Source organism: Ideonella alba, assembly GCF_018069875.1.
Classification (GTDB): domain Bacteria; phylum Pseudomonadota; class Gammaproteobacteria; order Burkholderiales; family Burkholderiaceae_C; genus Ideonella; species Ideonella alba.
The window spans coordinates 140,928-161,105 of sequence record NZ_JAGQDF010000011.1; the positions used below are offsets into that span (position 1 = coordinate 140,928).

Below are 20,178 nucleotides of genomic sequence, written 5' to 3' on the forward strand. Positions count from 1 at the left end.
AACGGGTGTAGTTTTGCTAAAGTTGCTTCATGAGTCCGGCGCACCTCGCCTCTGTTGACATGGCCGCCCCGCACGGCCCCTGGCTGGTTGCCGACATCGGCGGCACCAACGCACGCCTGGGCTGGGTCGAAGGCCCCGGTGGCGATATCCGCCACGTACGCACCTTGCCGGTGCTGGGCCATGCGCACCCGCACGATGCGGTGCGGGCCTACCTGGCCCAGGTCGGGCCGCTGGTCGACGGCCCCGCGGTGCCGCGTCGCGCCGCGCTGGCCGTGGCCACCGCCGTGGGACACGACGAGGTGGCCTTCACCAACAGCCACTGGCGCTTCTCCGCCCGCGCGCTGCAGCAGACGCTGGGCCTGGAGCGCCTGCAGGTGCTCAATGACTTCGAGGCGCTGGCCCTGTCGCTGCCGCGGCTGGGGGCCGGACAGCTGCGCGCCATCGGCCCCGGCCTGCCGCGGCCCGAGGGCACGCTGGCCGTCATCGGCCCGGGCGCCGGTCTGGGCGTGGGTGGCGTCACCCGCACCCGCCACGGCTGGGTGGCGTTGCCGGGCGAAGGTGGCCATGCCACGCTGGCGCCGGCCGACGAGTTCGAGAGCGCGGTGCTGGCCGCCGCACGCACCCGCTTCGATCATGTCTCGGCCGAGCGGCTGCTCTCGGGCATCGGCCTGCCGGTGCTGCATGCCTCGGTGGCCGAGGCCATGGGGCAGGCGGTCGAGCTGTTGCCGGCCGAACAGATCGTCGAGCGCGGCGTGGCCGGCGCCGATGCGCTGTGCGAGCGCACCCTGGACACCTTCTGCGCGATGCTCGGCGGCTTCGCCGGCAGCGTGGCGCTCACGCTGGGCGCGCGCGGCGGCGTGTATGTGGGCGGCGGCATCGTGCCGCGCCTGGGCGAGCGCTTCTTCCAGTCGCGCTTCCGCGAGCGCTTCGAGGCCAAGGGGCGCTTCCGCGGCTACCTGCACGCCATCCCGACCGCGCTGATCACCGACACGCTGGCCGCGCTCACCGGCGCCGCCTTCGCGATCGAGCAGGACGGCGTTTGAGCGGCCAGGGCGCAGCGCCGCGGCCGCGGCTGCTGCCGCTGATCTGGCCGCTGTACCTGGAGCTGTGGCTGGGCGTGGCCGTGGGCATCGTCGGCACCGCGCTGGCGGCGCGCGGCGGCGACGCGGCCGGCGGCGCCTTCGCGATCGCCCACCAGCTGGCGGCCATGCTCTTCGTGCTGTTTCGCATCATTGGCGCCGGTGCCAGCGTGGTGCTGACCCAGCGCCTGGGCGCCGGACAGCGCGACCAGGCCGATGCGGTGGCGCTGGCCACGCTGGGCGCCAGCACCTGGCTGGGGGGTGGCACGGGTCTGGCCTGTGTGCTCTTCGCACACCCCTTGCTGACGCTTCTGAACACGCCGCCCGAGGTGCTGCCGCTCGCTGCCCCGTTCCTTCGCCTGCTGGGCGCCTCACTGCTGCTGGACGCCTGGAACGCGTCGATGGCGGCGGTGATGCGCTCGCACCTTCGGGCGCGGGACACGTTGATGGTGATCGTGGCGATGCATGCCACGCACCTGGCGCTGAGTCTGCCGCTGATGCTGGGCTGGGGACCGCTGCCGGCCTGGGGGCTGAGCGGCTTTGCGCTGGCCTTGCTGGTGTCGCGGGCGCTGGGCGTGGGCCTGCACCTGCTGCTGTGGGGCCGGCGCCTGCAGCTGCGCCCGCGGGCCGCCGACTGGTGGCGCCTGCCGCGCGCCGAGCTGGCCGCGGTGCTGCACATCGGCCTGCCTGGCGCGGCCGAGAACATCGCCTGGCGGCTGTGCTTCATGGCCAGCCTGGCGGTGGTGGGCCTGCTGGGCGCGGCGGCGCTGGCCACGCATGCCTACGTGATGCAGGTGATGATGGGCGTGCTGCTGTTCGGCGCGGCCACCGGCATCGCGGTGGAGATCGTGGTCGGCCACCTGGTGGGGGCCGGCCGGCTGCGCGAGGCCGACCGTCTGCTGCGCCGCGCGATGGGCGTGGGCCTGGCGGTCAGCACCGGGCTGGCCTTGGCGGTGGCGCTGGCCGGACCGTGGCTGATGCGGCTGTTCACCCGCGACGAGGCGATCATCGCCATGGGCGTGCGCCTGCTGTGGCTGACGGTGGCCGTCGAATCCGGCCGCACCTTCAACCTGGTGGTGATCAATGCACTGCGTGCCACCGGTGACGCGCGCTACCCGGTGATGGCCGGCACCGCGTCGATGCTGGTGGTGCTGGCCGGCGGCAGCTGGGCGCTGGGCATCGGCCTGGGTTGGGGCCTGCCCGGCCTGTGGGTGGCCTACGCGGCCGACGAGTGGCTGCGCGGCCTGCTGATGTGGCGGCGCTGGGTGCGGCTGCGCTGGGTGCCGTATGCGCGGGCCACGCATCGGCGCCTGCGGCCGGCTGCCTGAACTGGGACGCCCCTAGCGCAGCGTCAGCACCGGCGTGTCGTCCATCACCTTCGGCGCCCCCGGCTCGCCGCCGCCGAACGACCAGGCCAGCGGCTCGGGCGCCAGCGCGCGAAAGCCGCCGTCGTAGTCCCAGGTGCTGAGGTAGAGCCGGGCGCCCTGCAGGCTGGCCGGGCGGCCCAGCGCATCGGCGTCCAGCGTGAAGCGCACCAGGCGCCGCGCGGCGTCCACCTGCACCCGCGCTGAGGGCGCCACCGGCGTGCCTTCCTGCCGTGCGTCGGCGCCCGCCGGGCTGAACAGCGCGTTGGACCAGCCGTGCACACGCAGCCGGCGGTGCCAGACCATGCCCTCGGGCAGCGTGGCATCCTGGCCTGGCATCACGCGGGCGCCGCCAGCTTGACCGGGCAACTCGACGAACAGCGTGAAGGCCACGTGGTCGAATCCCTGCGATGGGTTCCAGGCGCGGCTGATCGAGGCCATTTCCACCTCGACCTGCAAGGCGCCACCGGCGCGCCAGGCGCGCAGGGCGCGCACATCGCCGGGGCGGGTCGTGCCGAAGCTGGCATCCAGCGGATAGCGGTAGTGGCCGCTGGGGCCGCGGTCGTCCTCGGCGGGGTCGGCGTGCTCGGCCGCGGGCAGCCAGGGCTGCCACAGGCGAAGTGTCACCGGGGCGGACAGCGCGCCATCGCTGGCGCGCCAGGCCACCAGGCGGTGGCGGGCGTCGGGGTCGGTCCAGTCGCCGGCGTCCCAGCGCTGCTGCCAGCGGCCATCCGGGCCGGGCTGCACCGTCACGGCGCGGTCCAGGCGGCCGTCGGCCACCAGCTGGAAGGGTGCCGCGCTGTCGGCGCGGCCGCTCAGCAGCACGCTGTCCTGCTGGATGCTGTCCGGCAGGGCGTCAATGCTCAGCGCGGCGCTGCGCGCCGCCACCGACGCGGCCGGGCCCGCCACCCGCCAGACCATGCCGGCGCGCGGCGGCAGCCGCAGGCTCAGCCGACCCTGGGCGTCCACCTGCAGGTCACCGGGCTGGCCGTGCAGGCCGAAGCGGCCCTGGAGCCGGGTGCCGGGGGGCAGGCCGGTGTCCAGCGCATCCAGCAGCAGCTCGTGCTCGGCGGTGTTCATCACCACCAGCGCGCGCTGGCCGCCGTGGTCGGTGCGCCAGGCCACGGCGCCGGCGCCTTCGGCCTGGGCCAGCAGCACCGTGGGTGTGCCGCGCGAGAACACGCGGCCATCACCGGCGCGCAGCGCGGCCAGCTCGCCCAGCAGCCGGTACACCGGGGTGTGGGTGTCGAAACGGTCGCGCCCGCCGGAGCCGGCGCCGGCGGCGAACATGCTGGCGCGCGGCACGGTGAAGCCCTGCTCGGTGCCGTAGTAGATGACCGGGATGCCGGGCAGCGTGTAGATCGCCAGCAGGGCCTGCTTCAGGCCGGCTTCGCTGCCACCGGCCAGGAAGCGGTCGACATCGTGGTTGTCGACGAAGCTGGGCAGGCGCCAGGGGTCGCGGTGCAGGCGCATCATCGTCTGGATGCGCTCGCCCAGCTCGGCCGGCGGGCGGCCGCTGGCGAACACCGCGCCCAGCGCGCCGTAGAGCGGAAAGTTCAGCATGCCGCCCAGCTTGTCGGGGCCGGCGTAGGACTCGATCAGCCGGGTCTGCGCGTCCTGGCCCGGGCCGTCGATGCCGAAGCCTTCGCCGAAGGTGAAGAAGCTGGGCTTGCCAGCGGCGCGGGCCACCCGGGCGATGCCGGGCGCCTGCGGGTCGCGGGCGTGCATGAAATCGGTGAAGTACTCGGGGGGCACGTAGAAGGCGGTGTCCACCCGGAAGGCGTCGACACCCACCTCGCGCACCCAGTAGCCGTAGGAGCGGCGCAGCGCCTGCCGCACCAGCGGGTTCTCGGTGTTCAGGTCATCGAGCGAGGACATCTGCCGGTTCAGCACCTGCTGGCGGTCGGCGTAGTCGCTGACGTCCGGTGTCCAGTGGTAGACCCCGGCGCGGCGATCGGCCGCACGTCGCGGGTCGTTCAGCGAGAACGGCCACTGGCTCGGCCGGGCCACCGGCGGGCTGTCCGGGTGGGGCCAGTAGCCGGCCGTGGGGTCGTCGGCGCGCCACTCGCTGGGCCGGTAGCCGAAGTAGTTGCCGGTGTGGTTGACCACGATGTCCTGCACCAGCGTCATGCCGCGGCCGTGCAGCGCACGCGCCAGTGCGCGGTAGTCGGCCAGCGTGCCCAGGTGGGGGTCCACCTTCATGAAGTGCTCGGCCCAGTAGCCGTGGTAGCCCGCGCTGTGGCCCGACGGGTCCAGCCACTGGTTGGCCACCGGCGGCGTGATCCACACCCCGGTGGCGCCCAACCCCCGCACGTAGTCCAGCCGGCGCTGCAGGCCGGCGAAATCGCCGCCCTGGTAATGCTCCAGGCTGCCCGGGCGGAACTCTCCACGGCCTTGGTCGTTGTTGCGCGGGTTGCCGTCGTCAAAGCGGTCGGTCAGCACGAAGTACAGCACCTGGTCGCGCCAGTCGACGGGGGCCGCAGTGACCGGCGTGGCCGCGCCCAGGGTGGCCAGCAGGGTCCAGACAAGGAGTTTCATGGGACGCACGTGTAGATGTAGTTGGGCTACATATCGACGGTGCTTTCTCTGCTGGAGAACCACCGTCTGTGTGGAATCCTACCTGTTCTACCGAGGAAGATGGGGCTTTTCCGTGTCGCTGGACGGCCACTCTTAGGGTTTTCACAAAGTTTGACGCTCAGCTAGTTTTGGTACAAATGCGTCGTTCCAATCGTTGGCGCGATCTGTGTCGTGCCCTGTCCGGGCGCCACCACAGTCGGCGCCCGCCCCCGCCAAGAGACCTTTCGTCCAGAGAAGGAGTACCCCGGTGAAGCCCCAGTCCCACCCGCGCTCGCGCCGCCACTGTCCCACCCCGCTGACCGCCACCGCGGTGGGCGCCGCCCTGCTGGTCTCGGCTTTCGCCGCCCAGGCCCAGGACACCCAGACCATCACCGTCACCGGCATCCGCAAGGGCATCGAAGACGCGATCTCGGTGAAGCGCAATGCCGATGGTGTCGTCGAAGCCATCAGTGCCGAGGACATCGGCAAGCTGCCCGACACCACGATCGCCGAGTCCCTGTCCCGGCTGCCGGGTCTGACCACCCAACGCACCAAGGACGGCCGCGCTTCCAGCATCAGCATCCGTGGCCTGGGTCCCGACTTCAATGGCTACCTGTTGAACGGGCGCGAGCAGACCAGCATCGGCGACAGCCGCGGTGTTGACCTCAGCGTCTACCCTGCCGAACTCATCAGCGGCGCCACCGTCTACAAGACCAGTGACGCGTCCTTGATGACCGCCGGCCTGGCTGGCACGATCGACACGCGCCTGATCAATCCGCTGGACTTCCCCAACAGGGTGATCTACGGCAGTGTGCAGAAAGACAGCACCGGCCGGGGCCTGCCCAACGAAGGCAGTGGCAAGCGCTACAGCCTGTCCTACATCGACCAGTTCGCCGATCGCACCATCGGTCTGGCTCTGGGCTTCGTCCATTCCGATGGCACGACCAACCAGCTGGGCACCGGCGGCTGGGGTGAGGCCACGGTCGATGCCACGCTGACCAATGGCCAGGTGGTCAATGGCGTCAAGATCCCGGCCCCCTGGGGTGCGGGTCTGGACTTCAGCAGCCAGCGCGTCAAGGACGACCGTGACGGTGTGGCCGCCATCCTGGCCTACCGTCCGAACAAGGATTTCAACAGCCAGCTGGACTTGTTCTACTCGAAGATCAAGACCTACACCAAGAAGCAGTTCGTCAAGGGCGGCCTCGGAGGTCCGATCACCAACGCCACGGTGGTCAACGGTGTGGCCACCAAGGGCACCTACAGCAATGTGTCGCTGGTCGACTACATCGAGGGCATCAGCGACAACGACGAGGTGATGTCGGCAGGCTGGCGGAACACGCTCAAGCTGCAGAACGGCTGGAAGGCGTCGGTGGACCTGAGCCACAACTCCGCCAAGCGCATCGAGCGCGATGTCGAAGCCTACGCCGGCACGCTGACCACCGATACCCTGACCTTTGACCACACCGGCGGCGGCACGCCTCGCCTGACGCTGGGCAGCCCGCTGAACTACACCAATGCCAACACGATCGCCGTGCGTGATCAGACCGGCTGGAGCGGTGTGAACTACCCGGACGGCACGCCGGTGCCGCAGGCGGGCTACACCAAGGGCCCGACGATCGAGGACAAGGTCAACGCCATCCGCGTGGACTTCACCAAGGATCTGTCTGGCGGCATGTTCACCGACGTGCAGTTTGGTGCCAACTACACGGTCCGCACGAAGGACCGCACCAGCGATGAAGGCCTGATCGTCTCCGCCAGCGGTGTGGGTCGTGACCGCATTCCCTTCCCCGCGGGCTCCTACATCGAGAAGAACGTTGGCGGCACCGGTCTCGACATGCTGACCTTTGATCCGCAAGCGGGTCTGTGGGCCGGTGCGAAGCTGCTGCGCAAGTACAACGACGACATCCTGTCCAAGACCTGGGGCGTCGAGGAGAAGGTCACCACGGCCTACGCCAAGCTCAACGTTGACACCGAGCTGTCGGGCATCCCGGTGCGCGGCAATGTGGGCCTGCAGCTGGTCAACACGGATCAAAGCTCCAAGGGCTACCGCGCCGAGGTCGGCTCTGGCGTGGTGCTGAACAACCCCGCCAAGGGCTTGAGCACGGCCGGTACCACCTACCTGGATGTGCTGCCCTCCTTGAACTTGACCGGCGATCTGGGCGATGGCAACCAGGTGCGTCTGTCGGTGTCGCAGCAGATTGCGCGGCCGACCATGACCGACATGCGCAATTCGTTCGCGGCGTCGGTGGACACCAACGCGGCCAACTCGACGTTCGGCAAGTTTGTGGGCTCCGCGGGCAACCCGGAACTCAAGCCGTTCAAGGCCAAGGCGCTGGACCTGTCCTACGAGAAGTACTTCGGCAAGAAGGGCTACCTGAGTGCCGCGGCCTTCTACAAGAAGCTGGACACCTACATCACGCCGCAGACGCTGGTCAATTACGACTTCACGAAGTACGCACAAGCCCTGGGTCTGACGATCCCGCCTGCCGGCCCGATCGGAACGCTGACCACTTCGGTCAACGGCAACGGCGGCAACCTGTATGGCGTCGAGCTGACGGCCTCGGTGCCGTTCAACCTGGCGGCGGCCTTCCTGGATGGCTTCGGTGGCAGCATCAGCTACGCCGACACCCAGAGCTCGGTGAAGCTGCCCAACGTGCTCGGCAAGAACCCGAACCAGCAGGTGTCGAAGGCCGATGGCGAGATTCCGCTGCCGGGTCTGTCTCGCAAGAACGCCAAGCTGATGCTCTACTATGAGAAGGCCGGCTTCAGTGCCTTTGTCGCGCAGAACTACCGCTCGACCTACATCGGCAGCGTGGCCAACGACGCCGTGGGCGGCTACCCGACGCTGCGCTACATCGAGGGCTCGTCCTGGGTGTCTGCGCAGGTGGGCTACGAGATGCAGGAGGGGCCGCTGAAGGGTCTGGGTCTGCGCCTGGAGGGCAACAACCTGAACAAGCCGGTCTACCGTCAGCTCAAGGCTGATGGCAAGACCGTCGACACCGAGACCAAGACCGGTGCTTCGCTCTCGTTGAAGGTCAACTACAAGTTCTGATCCCCGACCGGGCGTCTTGAACCAGCCCCTTGTCCGGCTTGCCCGGCAAGGGGCTTCTTCATGGCGGCGCTGGTTGACAATCGGCTCTGACGGCTTGCATCACTCCTGCTGACATCATGGACCATACCCCCCTGCGCAACATCGTCATCGTTGGCGGTGGCACATCCGGCTGGATGACCGCCGCGGCGCTGTCCAAGGTCCTCAAGGGCCGCTACGAGATCACCCTGATCGAGTCCGAGGAGATCAGCACCATCGGGGTCGGCGAGGCCACGATCCCGATGATCTCGGTGTTCAACCGGATGCTCGAGATTGATGAGAACGAGTTTGTGCGGCAGACCCAGGCCTCGTTCAAGCTCGGCATCGAGTTCGTCAACTGGGGCCGCCTGGGAGACCGCTACATCCACGGGTTCGGTGTCATCGGGCAGGACAACTGGACGGTCGACTTCCATCAGTACTGGCTCAAGCAATACCTGGCCGGCAAGGCCAAGGAACTCGAGCATTACTCGATCAACACGCTGGCCTGTCGGCACAACAAGTTCATGCGGGCGCGGGCGGACATGCCCAATTCACCGCTGTCCCAGATTGCCTACGCCTTCCACTTTGACGCTTCCCTGTATGCGCGCTTCTTGAGGCAATACAGCGAGCAGCGCGGTGTGCGCCGCGTGGAGGGGATCATCACTGATGTCTCCGTGCGCCCCGCCGACGGGCACATCGAGGCCGTCACCTTGAAGAATGGGCAACGCATCGAGGGCGATCTGTTCATCGACTGCTCAGGCATGCGCGCCCTGCTGATCGAGCAGACGCTGCAGGCCGGCTATGAGGACTGGTCGCATTGGTTGCCCTGCGACCGCGCGCTGGCGGTGCCCTGCGCCTCGGTGCCCGAGATCACGCCTTACACCCGATCGACCGCGCGCGATGCCGGCTGGCAATGGCGCATCCCCCTGCAGCATCGCACGGGCAACGGCCTGGTCTATGCCAGTCGCTTCATGAGCGACGACGAGGCGCGTGGCGTGCTGCTGGGCAACCTGGACGGCGCGCCCCTGGCCGAGCCCCGGGCCATCCGCTTCGTGCCAGGGCGGCGGCGCAAGACCTGGGATCGCAACGTGGTGTCGATCGGTCTGGCCAGCGGCTTCATCGAGCCCCTCGAGTCCACCAGCATCCACCTGGTACAGATGGGCATCGCCCACCTGCTCACCTACTTTCCCGCAACGGGTTTCTCGCAGCCCGACATCGACGAGTACAACCGGACGATGCAACTGGAGTACGAGTGGGTGCGCGACTTCATCATCCTCCACTACAAGGCCACCGAGCGCAACGACACGCCGTTCTGGGACTACTGCCGCACGATGGACATTCCGGCCTCGTTGCAGCACCGGATCGACCTGTTCCGCACCCACGGCCGCGTCTTCCGCGAGGGCAACGAGCTGTTCACCAAGGTCAGCTGGCTGCAGGTGATGCACGGCCAGCGCATCCGGCCTCAGGCCTACCACCCGCTTACGGACCTGCTGGATGAAAAGGAGATCGCGGACTATCTGGATGAGGTGTCAGGTGTCATCGCGGCCTGTGTGGAAGTGATGCCGAGCCACAACCGTTACATCGCAGAGAACTGCGCGGCGCGATGAGCGCCGCGCTTTCCTGACCCTCGGTAGCTCTTTAGTCTGCGGTGATTAGGAGTGGCGAGTTGGTCATGTTGGTGCCAGAAAACCTAGGCTTGCAGAAGGCGCCATCAGAACGCCAAACGCCTACGGAGGTAGTTGCGCCTGGAGCAAGCGTACTCGCGGGGAAAGCCACTATGTTTGCTGGGCCTGCCGTGCAGGCCACCGCAAGGCCGCTGATTGTTCCAGATCCGGTATTCTTTACTTGGAAATTGATATAGCCTGGTCCGCCATAACCTGACACGCTGAGCATTCCCTCTCCGGGGACGAAACCTCCCGGAAGGGTTGAAAGCTTCTTGTCCCAGGCCGTCTTAGGAAAGAAATCAGCTCGCCCGTCGCCATCACCGTCGACTGTGATTGTGTCGGTGGCAGCAAGCAATCCAGTCCATGAATTATTATACGCCATTCCGCATCCATCGCTGAAAGCTTCGACGCGGTAGGTCAGCGGTTTCCCAAGGGGAACGAACTGCGGATCATAGTCGTAAAATGGGCCGCCAACACCCGTCGGAAGGTCCGACAAAGCGGGAATCCCCAACTTCAGTTGCAGTTTCAGGAAGTCAAAGCTGAACGGAATTCCTCCGGTTCCTGAGACCACTTGACTGGTGGACTCGAAAACCTTTAGAAGCTTGTCGCCTCGGTAAATCCGGTAGCCGGCTTCGTTATCAACCGTATCGGTGCTGATGGTGCACGATGCTGGTGCGTTCCGATCATATCGAACTCCTCCGATGATCTCGGTCCACGAACACATAGTCCCTGGAAGAACCTTGGTTCCGTACGGCGGACAGGTGCAGGTGGTTTTCTGGCAGGCTAGCCGTTGAGTCCGCCGTTCCCAGGTGAGGCGAGCGACCGAGTAACTCGGGGCATAGCTGGCCACCAAGCCGAGAGTGGCAGTCTTCGTGCTGGAGTATCCCCCAAGGTCATTCTCAATCAGCGACAAGAGTTCACTCGCCTTTTGATCATTGGATTTATTTGTACTGGTGAAAATCCTGTACATCTGATCTGCCCCGAATCGCGACATCTTTGCTCTGCATTTTGGGTCGGCAAGGCAGTTGTCAAGCGATCCTGCGGCGACTTCGCCGATGCGTCCAAAATTTGCCTTTAGATACTCTGAGACAGCATTGGTCGGTACAATCTTGATGTTGGCTGGCCATTTTTCTGTGAACGTATAGTTTTGGGCAACTGCCGTGTTGCCAAGAAAAAATACAGACCCCAGAATCGCTATAACTTTTAAAAATCTCATTTTTTCCCTAGTTGATTTGCGCCAAGCATGTTTTGATTGGCGAACGCGAATTTAACTGAAACCAATTGCTTTCGGGTTGGGTACTGGTACCCGTAAGCGATAGTTGCTGCGGTTGGTTTGGCATCTTGTCTCCTGCCTGCTACGCAAGCTGTGACTGACGGCACTTGTTGCCTTCGAATGTAGTAAAGATACTTGCGAATGGCTGGCTGAAACGCGTCGCGATCGGCGGGTTTCTACCTATGAAGTGCGATCTCGATTGCTGGGCCTATCTGAGTAAAATGTAGCAAAACTACACTCCACATCTGATGATTCGACGTCGCCATGTGGCTTGGTCCAGCCTCTTGTTGGCCGCGGGGGTGGTCGCGCCTGTCCGCGCCGCCGACCGCCGCCCGCTGGTGATCTGGTACAGCGTCGAAGGCGCCAAGGCCGTGCGCCGCATCGGCGAGGCCTTCACCGCCGCCACCGGTGTGCCGGTGGTGGTGGAGACCCCCGACGGCATTCCGGCGCGCTTCCAGCAGGCGGCCTCGGGCGGCAAGGGGCCGGACATCTGCACCTTCCCGCACGACCGCATTGGCGAGTACGTGGCCGGCGGCCTGGTGCATGCGGTGAGCCCGTCGCGCGCGCTGCTGGCCGACATTGACCCGCTGGCCTGGCGCGCGATGCGCTGGCGCGGCCGGGACTGGGGCTACCCGTACGCGATCGACGCGGTCACGCTGATCTACAACAAGGCGCTGGTGCCGCGGCCGCCGGTCAGCTTCGACGAGGTGTTCGAGATCGAGGCGCGGCTGTCGCGCCAGGGTCGGCACGCCATCGTCTGGGACTACACCAACAACTACTTCACCTGGCCGCTGCTGGCAGCCGGCGGCGGCTATGCCTTCCGGCAGCGCGAGGACGGCAGCTACGACCCGAACGACGTGGGCGTGGCCAACCCCGGCGCGCTGCGCGGCGCCGAGCTGCTGGCGCGCCTGGTGGCCGAGGGCGTGATGCCGCCCGGCTCGGGCTACGCCGAGATGGAGGCCGCGATGGCCCAGGGCCGCGCGGCGATGATGATCAACGGCGCCTGGTCCTGGGTGAACCTGCAGCGCGCCGGCATCGATTTCGGCGTCAGCCGCATCCCGGCGGTGGCCGGTCACCGCGCCGCACCGTTCATCGGCGTGCGCGGCTTCCTGATCAACCGCGCCAGTGCGCAGCGCGAGGTGGCGGCCGAGTTCATCGAGCACTGGCTGCTGCGCCCTGAGGGCCTGCGCCTGCTGGACAGCGCCGAGCCGCTGGGCGCACCGGCCAGCCGGGCCCTGTTCGCCGAGCTGCGCGCGCGGCCCGGTCTGGGCGACAAGGTGGCCGGCATCATGGACTCGGCGCGCGACGGCCTGCCGATCCCGCCCTTGCCCGAGATGGGCCGTTTCTGGAGTGCGATGAAGGCCGCGCTGACCAACCTCACCGAGGGTCGCCAGACCCCGCGCGAAGCGCTTCAGGCGGCCGAGCGCCGCATCCGGGACAGCGCATGAGTGGCCGATCCTCCCCCGCCTGGCGCTACCTGCTGCCGGCATTGGCCGCGGCGGCGGTGTTCGTCGTCTTCCCGATGCTCTACACGCTGAGCCTGGGTTTCACCAACTACAGCGCCCGCAACCTGCTGTCATTCGAGCGTGCGCGCGCCCAGTTGCTGGAGGAGCGCCTGGTGCAGCCCGGCAGCGAGCGCGCCTTCACGCTGCATGCTGACGGCGCGCGCTGGCGCGTGGCCTTGCCGGCCGAGGACGGCCAGGCGGCGCTGGTCACGGCGCCGCTGACGCTGGACAGCCCCGAGACCCGCGCCGTGCCGCTGCAGCCGCTGGCCGACACCGCGCTGACCCCGGCCGCCCCGCCGGCCCAGGTGGTCGAGCGCGTGCCGGCGCTGCGTGCGCTGCAGCTGACCACGCCCGACGGCCAGACACTGAGCCTGCAGTCGCTGCGCCATGTGGCGCCTTCGCGGCCGCTCTACACCCTGCGCGACGATGGCGCGCTGGTCGACACCCTGACCGCCACCGCCTACCGGCCCGACATGGCCGAGGGCTTCTTCACCAGCGAGGCCGGCGACCAGCTGCAGCCGGGCTTTCGCGTGGCCGTGGGCTGGCGCCACTACCAGCGCATCTTCAGCGACGGCCGCTTCCAGGAGCCCTTCGCCAGCGTCTTCCTGTGGACCGTGGCCTTCTCGGCGCTGACGGTGCTGGGCGTCACCGCGCTGGGCCTGCTGCTGGCCGTGCTGCTGAACTGGGAGGCGCTGGAGGGCCGCGCTGCCTACCGCCTGGTGCTGTTCCTGCCCTATGCGGTGCCAGGCTTCATCTCGATCCTGGTGTTCAAGGGCCTGTTCAACCAGAACCTGGGCGAGATCAACCTGATCCTGAACGGGCTGTTCGGCATCAAGCCGGCCTGGTTCACCGATCCGGCGCTGGCCCGCACGATGCTGCTGATCGTCAACATCTGGCTGGGCTTCCCCTACATGATGGTGCTGTGCTCGGGTCTGATCAAGGCGATCCCGGGTGATCTGGTCGAGGCCTCGGCGGTGCTGGGCGCCGGGCCGCTGACGCACTTCCGCCGCGTCACGCTGCCCTTGATCCTGAAGCCGCTGACGCCGCTGCTCATCAGCGCCTTCGCCTTCAACTTCAACAACTTCGTGCTGGTCAGCCTGCTCACCGCCGGCGGCCCCGACCGGGTGGACACCGCGCTGCCGGTGGGTGGCACCGACATCCTGGTCAGCTACACCTGGCGCATCGCCTTCCAGGACTCGGGCCAGCAGTTCGGCCTGGCGGCGGCCATCTCCACCGTGATCTTCCTGATCGTGGCGGCCATCACGCTGGTGCAGATGCGCTTCACCAGGATCAACGACGAACCCGCGCGCTGACCGACATGCCCATCGTCCAAAGCCGATCCCAGCGCTGGCGCAAGCTGGCCGCCCACGCCTTCCTGCTGGCGCTGTGTGCCGTGGTGCTGTTTCCCTTCCTGGTGGTGGTGTCGGTGTCGCTGCGGCCGGGCAACTTCGCCGCCGGTTCATTGATCCCGGAGACCATCAGCTGGGAGCACTGGCGCTACGTGCTGGGCCTGCCCTACGCCGCGCCCGATGGCCGCCTCGTCGAGCCCGACCTGCCGGTGCTGCGCTGGCTGTGGAACTCGGTCAAGGTGGCCACGGTGTCGGGCCTGGTCACGCTGCTGCTCTCCACCACCGCCGCCTATGCGCTGGCGCGCATGCGCTTCCGGGGCCGGCGCCAGGTGTTGACGGGTCTGATGCTGATGCAGATGTTCCCGGCCGTGCTGGCGCTGGTGGCGATCTACGCCATCTTCGACCGCCTGGGCGCCGCCGTGCCAGCGATCGGCCTGAACACCCATGCCTCGCTGGTGCTGGCCTACTCGGGCGGCATCGCCATGCACGTGTGGACGATCAAGGGCTACTACGACACCCTGCCCACCGAGATCGAGGAGGCCGCCCGCGTCGACGGCGCCGGCACCTGGACCACCTTCTGGCGCGTGCTGCTGCCGATGGCGCTGCCCATTCTGGCGGTGGTCTTCCTGCTGGCCTTCATCGGCGCGGTGATCGAGTACCCGGTGGCCTCGGTGCTGCTGACGCAGCAGGACCAGCTGACGCTGGCCGTGGGCGCCAAGCTCTTCGTGCACGAGCACAACTTCCGCTGGGGCGACTTCGCCGCCGCCGCCATCCTCTCGGGCCTGCCGATCACCGCGGTGTTCCTGCTGGCGCAGCGCTGGCTGATCGCCGGCCTGGCCGCCGGCGGCGTCAAGGGATGAGGCGCCGCCACTTCAACCTGGCCGCGTCGCTGACGCCGGTCCTTGCCTGCCTGCCCACGATGAGCCACGCCGCCCTGCCTGCCGCCCAGACCCACCTGGACTGGACCCGCAGCGCCAACATCTACGAAGTCAACATCCGCCAGTACACGCCCGAGGGCACGCTGCGCGCCTTCATGGCCCACCTGCCGCGGCTGCGCCGCATGGGCGTGGACATCCTGTGGCTGATGCCGATCCAGCCGATCGGCCTGCAGGAGCGCAAGGGCACGCTGGGCAGCTACTACTCGATCCGCGACTACACCGCGGTGAACCCCGAGTTCGGCACGCTGGACGATGCGCGGGCGCTGGTGCGCGAGGCGCACGCGATGGGCTTCAAGGTGATCCTCGACTGGGTGGCCAACCACACCGCCTGGGACCACCCCTGGACCCAGGCGCACACCGACTGGTACAAGCTCGATGCGAAGGGCCGGATCTTCCCGGTCACCTTCAATGCCGGCACGCCGCAGGTCGAGTACTGGACCGATGTGGTGGCGCTGAACTACGCCAGCGCCGCGCTGCGCCGGGCGATGATCGACGCGATGGCCTTCTGGGTTCGCGAGGCCGACTTCGACGGCTTCCGCTGCGACGTGGCCGGCCTGGTGCCCACCGACTTCTGGGACCACGCACGCGCCGAGCTGGACGCGATCAAGCCGATGTTCATGCTGGCCGAGTGGTCCGAGGTGGACCTGCACGAGCGGGCCTTCGACATGACCTACGGCTGGGACCTGACGGACGTGCTCACGAAGGTCGCCAAGGGCCAGGCCGATGCGCGCGACCTGGCCGCCTGGGTGCGCCAGCCGCCGCTCAGCAAGGCCGGCCAGGCCTTCCCGAAGAGCGCCTACCGGATGCGCTTCACCAGCAACCACGACCACAACTCCTGGCATGGCCACGACGGTGAGCTCTACGGTGACGCCTTCCCGGCGATGGCGGTGCTGGCCGCCACGCTGCCCGGCATGCCGCTGATCCTGGGCGGCCAGGAGGCGGGGCTGCGCAAGCGCCTGGCCTTCTTCGAAAAGGACACGATGGATCTGTCGAGCTTCCCGCACGAGGCGCTCTACACCCGGCTGCTGGCGCTCAAGCATGCGCACCCGGCGCTGTGGAACGGCCAGTACGGCGCCGACGTCGAACTGCTGGACGCCGGCAACCCCGCGGTGTTCGCCTTCCGCCGCCGCCAGGGCAGCGACCAGGTCACGGTGGTGGTCAACGTCAGCGACCAGCCGCAGGACGTGGCGCTGGCGGCGCTGCCCGGGGTGCAGCGCCTGGCGCCCTGGGCCTGGCAGATCGACGCGCCATGACCAGCGCCGCGCCCTGGTGGCAGGACACGGTCATCTACCAGGTCTACCTGCGCAGCTTCCAGGACAGCAATGGCGACGGCATCGGCGACCTGCCGGGCCTGGCGAGCCGCTTGGACGACCTGCGGGACCTGGGCGTGCAGGCGATCTGGATCACGCCCTTCTTCCCCTCGCCCAACGCCGACTTCGGCTACGACGTCAGCGACTACTGCGATGTGGCGCCCGAGTACGGCACGCTGGCCGACTGGGACGCGCTGGTGCGCCAGGCCCGGCAGCGCGGCATGCGCCTGCTGGTGGATTTCGTGCTCAACCACACCTCCGACCAGCACCCCTGGTTCCGCGAGGCCTGCAGCTCGCCCCAGCACCCGCGGCGCGACTGGTATGTCTGGCGCGATGGCCCCCCCGATGGCGGCCCGCCCACCAACTGGCGCTCGGTGTTCGGCGGCCCGGCCTGGACGCACGAGCCGCGCAGCGGCCAGTGGTACTACCACGCCTTCCTGCCGCAGCAGCCCGACCTGAACTGGCACCACCCGGGCGTGCGCGCGGCGATGGCCGATGTCGCGCGCTTCTGGCTGCGCCGCGGTGCCAGCGGATTTCGCCTGGACGCCACCGCCTTCCTCTTCGAGGACCCCGACTGGCCGGACGACCCGGACCCCGACCGGCAGCCCCCCTGGCCGCTGCAGCCCTTCAACAGCAACCGGCCCGAGAACCACGGCGTGCTGCGCGAACTGCGCGCGGTGCTGGCCGAGTTCGACGCCGGTTTCGACGATGAGCGCGTGCTGCTGGGCGAGTCCACCACCGACACCCTGACCGAGCTGCGCGCCGCCTACGGCGAGCAGGGCGACGAGATCCAACTGCCGATGAACTTCGTCTACGCGCGCCACTGGCAGCGCGATGCGCCGTTCTTCCAGCGGCTGATCGACGACACCCAGGCGCTGCTGCACGACCGCACGCCGGTGAGCTTCTTCAGCAACCACGACCACTGGCGCCAGTGGAGCGCCTTTGGCGACGGCGTGCACAACGACGCCATCGCCCGGCTGACGGCGGCCATGACGCTGCTGCAGCGTGGCACCGCCCTGGTCTACTACGGCGAGGAGATCGGCATGGGCGACCTGCCCGACGCCGAGCTGGCCGCCGCGCCGCTGGGCCCGAGCCGCCCCCGGGCCGACCCACGCGACCGCGCCCGCACGCCGATGCAGTGGGACGCTGGCACCCACGCCGGCTTCAGCCTGGGCACGCCGTGGCTGCCGCTGCCGCGCACCTGGGGTGATCGCCATGTGGCGGCGCAGCGCGCCGACCCCCACTCGCTGTGGCACTGGTACCGCGCGCTGATCGCCCTCAAGCGGGACGACCCGGCGCTGCACGCCGGCGCCCATTGGCCGCTGCACGCCGACCAGAGCTCGGTGCTGGCGTTCGGCCGCCGCTCGGCGGACGGCACGCTGGCGCTGGTGCTGCTGAACTGGGGCGAGCAGGCCTGCGAGGTGGCCGTGCAGGGCCTGCCCGCAGGCACCGGCCCCACCGCCGAGGTGCTGCTGGCCAGCCCGCCGATCGCCGCGCCGCAGCGGCTGGACCGGGTGCCGCTGTCACCCTTTGGCGTGGCTGTGCTGCGCCCACAGGGGATGAACGCATGAAAGTCCTGGTGACTGGCCTGAATGGCACGCTGGCGCCGGTGCTGGCGGCGCGCCTGCGCGCCGATGGCCACGAGGTCATCGGCTGGGACCGGGCGCGCCAGCCGGTGGACGACGAGACCGCCGGCCGCGCCTGGCTCGACCAGGTGCGCCCCGATGCCATCGCCCACCTGGCCACGGGCGATGCGCACTGGGCCGGCTGGATGGCCTGGTGGGCGGCGCAGGGCGACCGGCCCTTCGTGTTCACCAGCACCGCCATGGTCTTCGACGCCCAGCCCGACGGGCCCCACCAGCCCAGCGACACGCGCACGGCGCGCGACGCCTACGGCCGCGGCAAGATCGTCTGCGAGGACGCCATCCGCCGCGCCCACCCCTTTGCCTGCATCGCCCGCCTGGGCTGGCAGATCGACCTGAGCCGTGGCGGCAACACCATGCTGGCCACGCTGGAGCGCTGGCAGCAGGAGCAGGGCGTGATCGAGGCCAGCCGCCACTGGCGACCGGCCTGTTCCTTCATCGACGACACGGTCGAGGCGCTGGCCCAGCTGCTGCAGGATCCGCTGCCGGGCGTGCTGCACCTGGACAGCAATGCCGGCGACGGCTGGCGCTTCGACCGCATCGCGCGCGCCCTGGCGCGCGCCGCGGGCCGCGACCACTGGCGGGTGCAGGCGGTGGACGGCTACCGCCACGACCAGCGGCTGCAGGGCGGCGCGCTGCGTCTGCCGCCGCTGAGCGAACGGCTGGCCCTGGCGCGGGCCTGAGCACGCGACTCAGTCGATGCGCCAGCGCAGCGCGCGCAGCTGCTCGTAGGCAGGGCGGCAGGCTTCGGCCACCTCGGCGGCGTGTCCCGTCAGCACGGGGGCCTCGTCGGCCGCCCGCTCGAAGCCGGTGGAGCGCCACACCGCGGCGTACCAGTGCGGGGCCCAGACGCCATCCGAGGCGCGCGGCCCGGCCGGCCACTGCAGCATGCCGGGGCGGAAGTCCAGGTCCAGGTGGGCGCACAGCGCGCGCAGATGGGCCTCGGGGCGCTGCAGGAAGTCAGCGCTGTCGATGATCGTCGGCACCTGGCCGTGGCGCGCCTGCAGGTGCTCCAGCAAGCGCATTTGCTGCAGCACGCCCAGGTCCTCGGGCGCCACCTCGGCGCGCGACTTCACGTAGGAGGCCACCACCCGCACCGGGTCGCGGATCAGCAGCACGTTGTGCAGGCCGTCCACCCAGTCCAGGGCCAGGCCGGCCGGCAGGTGATGCGCCATGTGCTTCTGGTACCAGACCGGCAGCCCGCCCGGCACCGGGCCCAGCAGCTGGGCCACCACGCGCGCGGGGTCGCATTCGCCCTGGGCGATGATCTCGTCGCGGCCGGGATGGTCCAGACCGGTGGCGGCCAGGTAGGCGGCATAGAGCGGCTCGTCGCTGACCGCGCAGTCGCCGCGGTTCTCCCAGGAGCGCATCATCGCGGTGCTGATGTTGCGCGGCCCGCTCCACATGGCCACGCGCAGCGGGGTCTGCGTCACGCCGTGCTCCCGGCCCGGGCGGCGGCCACGTCGCGGCGCACCAGGTCGGCATAGAGTGCCTGCAGGCGCTGCACCATCGGGCCGGGCACCATGTCGAAGGCCCGGCCGTCGACCGAGCGCACCGGCGCCACACCGGCGTAGGTGCCGGTGCAGAAGGCCTCGTCGGCGCTGTAGACCTGGGTCAGGCTGAAGTTCTTCTCAAAGGCCGGAATGCCGGCCTCGCGGCAGACCTGCAGCACGTTGGCGCGGGTGATGCCGCCCAGGCAGTAGTCGCCGCTGCTGGTCCAGACCTCGCCCTTCCTGACGATGAAGAAGTGGGTGGAGTTGCAGGTGGCGACAAAGCCGTGCGGGTCCAGCATCAGCGCCTCGTCGGCCCCCGCCTCGGTGGCCTGGATGCAGGCGGTGATGCAGTTGATCTTGCTGTGGCTGTTGAGCTTGGGGTCCTGCACGTCGGGCGCGCCGCGGCGCACATGCACGGTGAACAGCTTCAGGCCCTGGGCCAGCAACTCGGGCTTGGGGCGCTTGAACTCGGGCAGGATCACCACGGTGGCGTTGCCGATGCAGGCGCGCGGGTCCTGGTAGGGCGTGCGCTTGATGCCGCGCGTGACCATCAGCCGCACATGCACGCCGTCGTGCATGCCGTTGGCGGCCAGGGTCTCGCGCAGCGCGGCAGCCAGTTGCGCGCGGCTCAGGCCGATGTCCAGCGCCAGCGCGCGGGCGCCTTCGAACAGCCGGTCCAGATGGGCGGCCAGGAAGACCGGCTCGCCGTCCACCACGCGCAGGCCCTCCCAGACGCCATCGCCCAGCACGAAGCCGCTGTCGAAGACCGACACCACCGCCTCGGCGCGTGGCAACAGCCGACCGTTGATCCAGATGCGGATGTCCGCATTGCGCGGGTCGTCGTGGAAGTCGTGGATGCTCTGGGCCATCGTCAAGCGGGGGATACTGGTGATGCGCCGCAGTCTACGCGGCCGGACCCTGTTGCATGCGAAGGAGA

General features: G+C 68.8%; 14 protein-coding genes. 10 read left to right on the forward strand and 4 right to left on the reverse strand.

Going from position 1 to position 20,178, the window contains the following annotated elements; genetic code table 11:
* Positions 1–59 precede the first annotated feature (59 nt).
* Both glk and KAK07_RS18200 read left to right on the forward strand, forming a co-directional pair.
* A complete protein-coding gene (gene glk, locus KAK07_RS18195) occupies positions 60–1,043 on the forward strand; it encodes a glucokinase (protein ID WP_247664433.1) in 984 nt (327 codons plus the stop codon).
* On the forward strand, positions 1,040–2,407 hold the full coding sequence (locus KAK07_RS18200) for an MATE family efflux transporter (protein WP_247664435.1): 1,368 nt from the start codon (positions 1,040–1,042) through the stop codon (positions 2,405–2,407). The genes glk and KAK07_RS18200 overlap by 4 nt, the downstream gene beginning before the upstream one ends.
* Before the next feature lie 12 nt (positions 2,408–2,419).
* Here the strand turns inward: KAK07_RS18200 and KAK07_RS18205 are convergent, their stop codons facing one another.
* Positions 2,420–4,981: an alpha-amylase family glycosyl hydrolase gene (locus tag KAK07_RS18205; RefSeq protein ID WP_210862337.1), complete on the reverse strand. Its 2,562-nt coding sequence runs from the start codon at positions 4,979–4,981 to the stop codon at positions 2,420–2,422.
* A 286-nt stretch (positions 4,982–5,267) separates the two neighbouring features.
* On the opposite strand from KAK07_RS18205, the gene KAK07_RS18210 reads away from it, so the two are divergent.
* Positions 5,268–8,051, forward strand: coding sequence for a TonB-dependent receptor (locus KAK07_RS18210; protein ID WP_210853240.1), 2,784 nt, complete (start codon positions 5,268–5,270; stop codon positions 8,049–8,051).
* Between the two features lie 116 nt (positions 8,052–8,167).
* On the forward strand, positions 8,168–9,673 hold the full coding sequence (locus KAK07_RS18215; RefSeq protein WP_210853238.1) for a tryptophan halogenase family protein: 1,506 nt from the start codon (positions 8,168–8,170) through the stop codon (positions 9,671–9,673).
* 31 nt (positions 9,674–9,704) lie between these two features.
* Here the strand turns inward: KAK07_RS18215 and KAK07_RS18220 are convergent, their stop codons facing one another.
* The gene (locus KAK07_RS18220) at positions 9,705–10,946 is read right to left on the reverse strand and encodes a hypothetical protein (RefSeq protein WP_210853236.1); all 1,242 of its coding nucleotides are present in this window, start codon (positions 10,944–10,946) and stop codon (positions 9,705–9,707) included.
* A gap of 305 nt (positions 10,947–11,251) precedes the next feature.
* Between KAK07_RS18220 and malE the strand changes: the two genes are divergently transcribed.
* Genes malE through KAK07_RS18250 form a run of 6 tightly spaced genes read left to right on the forward strand, consistent with a single transcriptional unit; the run spans position 11,252 to position 18,431 of the window.
* The gene (malE, locus tag KAK07_RS18225) at positions 11,252–12,451 is read left to right on the forward strand and encodes a maltose/maltodextrin ABC transporter substrate-binding protein MalE (protein ID WP_247661017.1); all 1,200 of its coding nucleotides are present in this window, start codon (positions 11,252–11,254) and stop codon (positions 12,449–12,451) included.
* Entirely contained in the window at positions 12,448–13,821 is a 1,374-nt protein-coding gene (malF, locus tag KAK07_RS18230; protein ID WP_210853234.1) for a maltose ABC transporter permease MalF, read from the forward strand. The genes malE and malF overlap by 4 nt, the downstream gene beginning before the upstream one ends.
* 5 nt (positions 13,822–13,826) lie before the next feature.
* Entirely contained in the window at positions 13,827–14,717 is an 891-nt protein-coding gene (malG, locus tag KAK07_RS18235) for a maltose ABC transporter permease MalG (protein WP_210853232.1), read from the forward strand.
* On the forward strand, positions 14,714–16,048 hold the full coding sequence (locus tag KAK07_RS18240) for an alpha-amylase family glycosyl hydrolase (protein WP_210862344.1): 1,335 nt from the start codon (positions 14,714–14,716) through the stop codon (positions 16,046–16,048). Before malG ends, KAK07_RS18240 begins: the two co-directional genes overlap by 4 nt.
* A complete protein-coding gene (locus KAK07_RS18245; protein WP_210862346.1) occupies positions 16,045–17,676 on the forward strand; it encodes an alpha-glucosidase in 1,632 nt (543 codons plus the stop codon). Before KAK07_RS18240 ends, KAK07_RS18245 begins: the two co-directional genes overlap by 4 nt.
* Positions 17,673–18,431, forward strand: coding sequence for a sugar nucleotide-binding protein (locus tag KAK07_RS18250; RefSeq protein WP_210862354.1), 759 nt, complete (start codon positions 17,673–17,675; stop codon positions 18,429–18,431). The genes KAK07_RS18245 and KAK07_RS18250 overlap by 4 nt, the downstream gene beginning before the upstream one ends.
* Before the next feature lie 9 nt (positions 18,432–18,440).
* Here KAK07_RS18250 and KAK07_RS18255 read toward each other — a convergent pair whose 3' ends face one another.
* Both KAK07_RS18255 and KAK07_RS18260 read right to left on the reverse strand, forming a co-directional pair.
* Positions 18,441–19,181 carry a sulfotransferase-like domain-containing protein gene (locus KAK07_RS18255; RefSeq protein WP_310740749.1) on the reverse strand — a complete coding sequence of 247 codons (741 nt, stop codon included), beginning with the start codon at positions 19,179–19,181 and terminating at the stop codon, positions 18,441–18,443.
* Complete coding sequence (locus KAK07_RS18260) at positions 19,178–20,110, reverse strand: aminotransferase class IV (RefSeq protein ID WP_210862355.1); 933 nt, start codon at positions 20,108–20,110, stop codon at positions 19,178–19,180. The genes KAK07_RS18255 and KAK07_RS18260 overlap by 4 nt, the downstream gene beginning before the upstream one ends.
* Positions 20,111–20,178 lie beyond the last annotated feature (68 nt).

Excerpts from the sequence above, each read along its gene's own strand:
- glk (WP_247664433.1), top strand. The coding sequence starts at position 60 with ATGGCCGCCCCGCACGGCCCCTGGCTGGTTGCCGACATCGGCGGCACC.
- KAK07_RS18205 (WP_210862337.1), bottom strand. The coding sequence starts at position 4,981 with ATGAAACTCCTTGTCTGGACCCTGCTGGCCACCCTGGGCGCGGCCACG.
- KAK07_RS18215 (WP_210853238.1), top strand. The coding sequence starts at position 8,168 with ATGGACCATACCCCCCTGCGCAACATCGTCATCGTTGGCGGTGGCACA.
- KAK07_RS18220 (WP_210853236.1), bottom strand. The coding sequence starts at position 10,946 with ATGAGATTTTTAAAAGTTATAGCGATTCTGGGGTCTGTATTTTTTCTT.
- malE (WP_247661017.1), top strand. The coding sequence starts at position 11,252 with ATGATTCGACGTCGCCATGTGGCTTGGTCCAGCCTCTTGTTGGCCGCG.
- malF (WP_210853234.1), top strand. The coding sequence starts at position 12,448 with ATGAGTGGCCGATCCTCCCCCGCCTGGCGCTACCTGCTGCCGGCATTG.
- malG (WP_210853232.1), top strand. The coding sequence starts at position 13,827 with ATGCCCATCGTCCAAAGCCGATCCCAGCGCTGGCGCAAGCTGGCCGCC.
- KAK07_RS18240 (WP_210862344.1), top strand. The coding sequence starts at position 14,714 with ATGAGGCGCCGCCACTTCAACCTGGCCGCGTCGCTGACGCCGGTCCTT.
- KAK07_RS18245 (WP_210862346.1), top strand. The coding sequence starts at position 16,045 with ATGACCAGCGCCGCGCCCTGGTGGCAGGACACGGTCATCTACCAGGTC.
- KAK07_RS18250 (WP_210862354.1), top strand. The coding sequence starts at position 17,673 with ATGAAAGTCCTGGTGACTGGCCTGAATGGCACGCTGGCGCCGGTGCTG.
- KAK07_RS18260 (WP_210862355.1), bottom strand. The coding sequence starts at position 20,110 with ATGGCCCAGAGCATCCACGACTTCCACGACGACCCGCGCAATGCGGAC.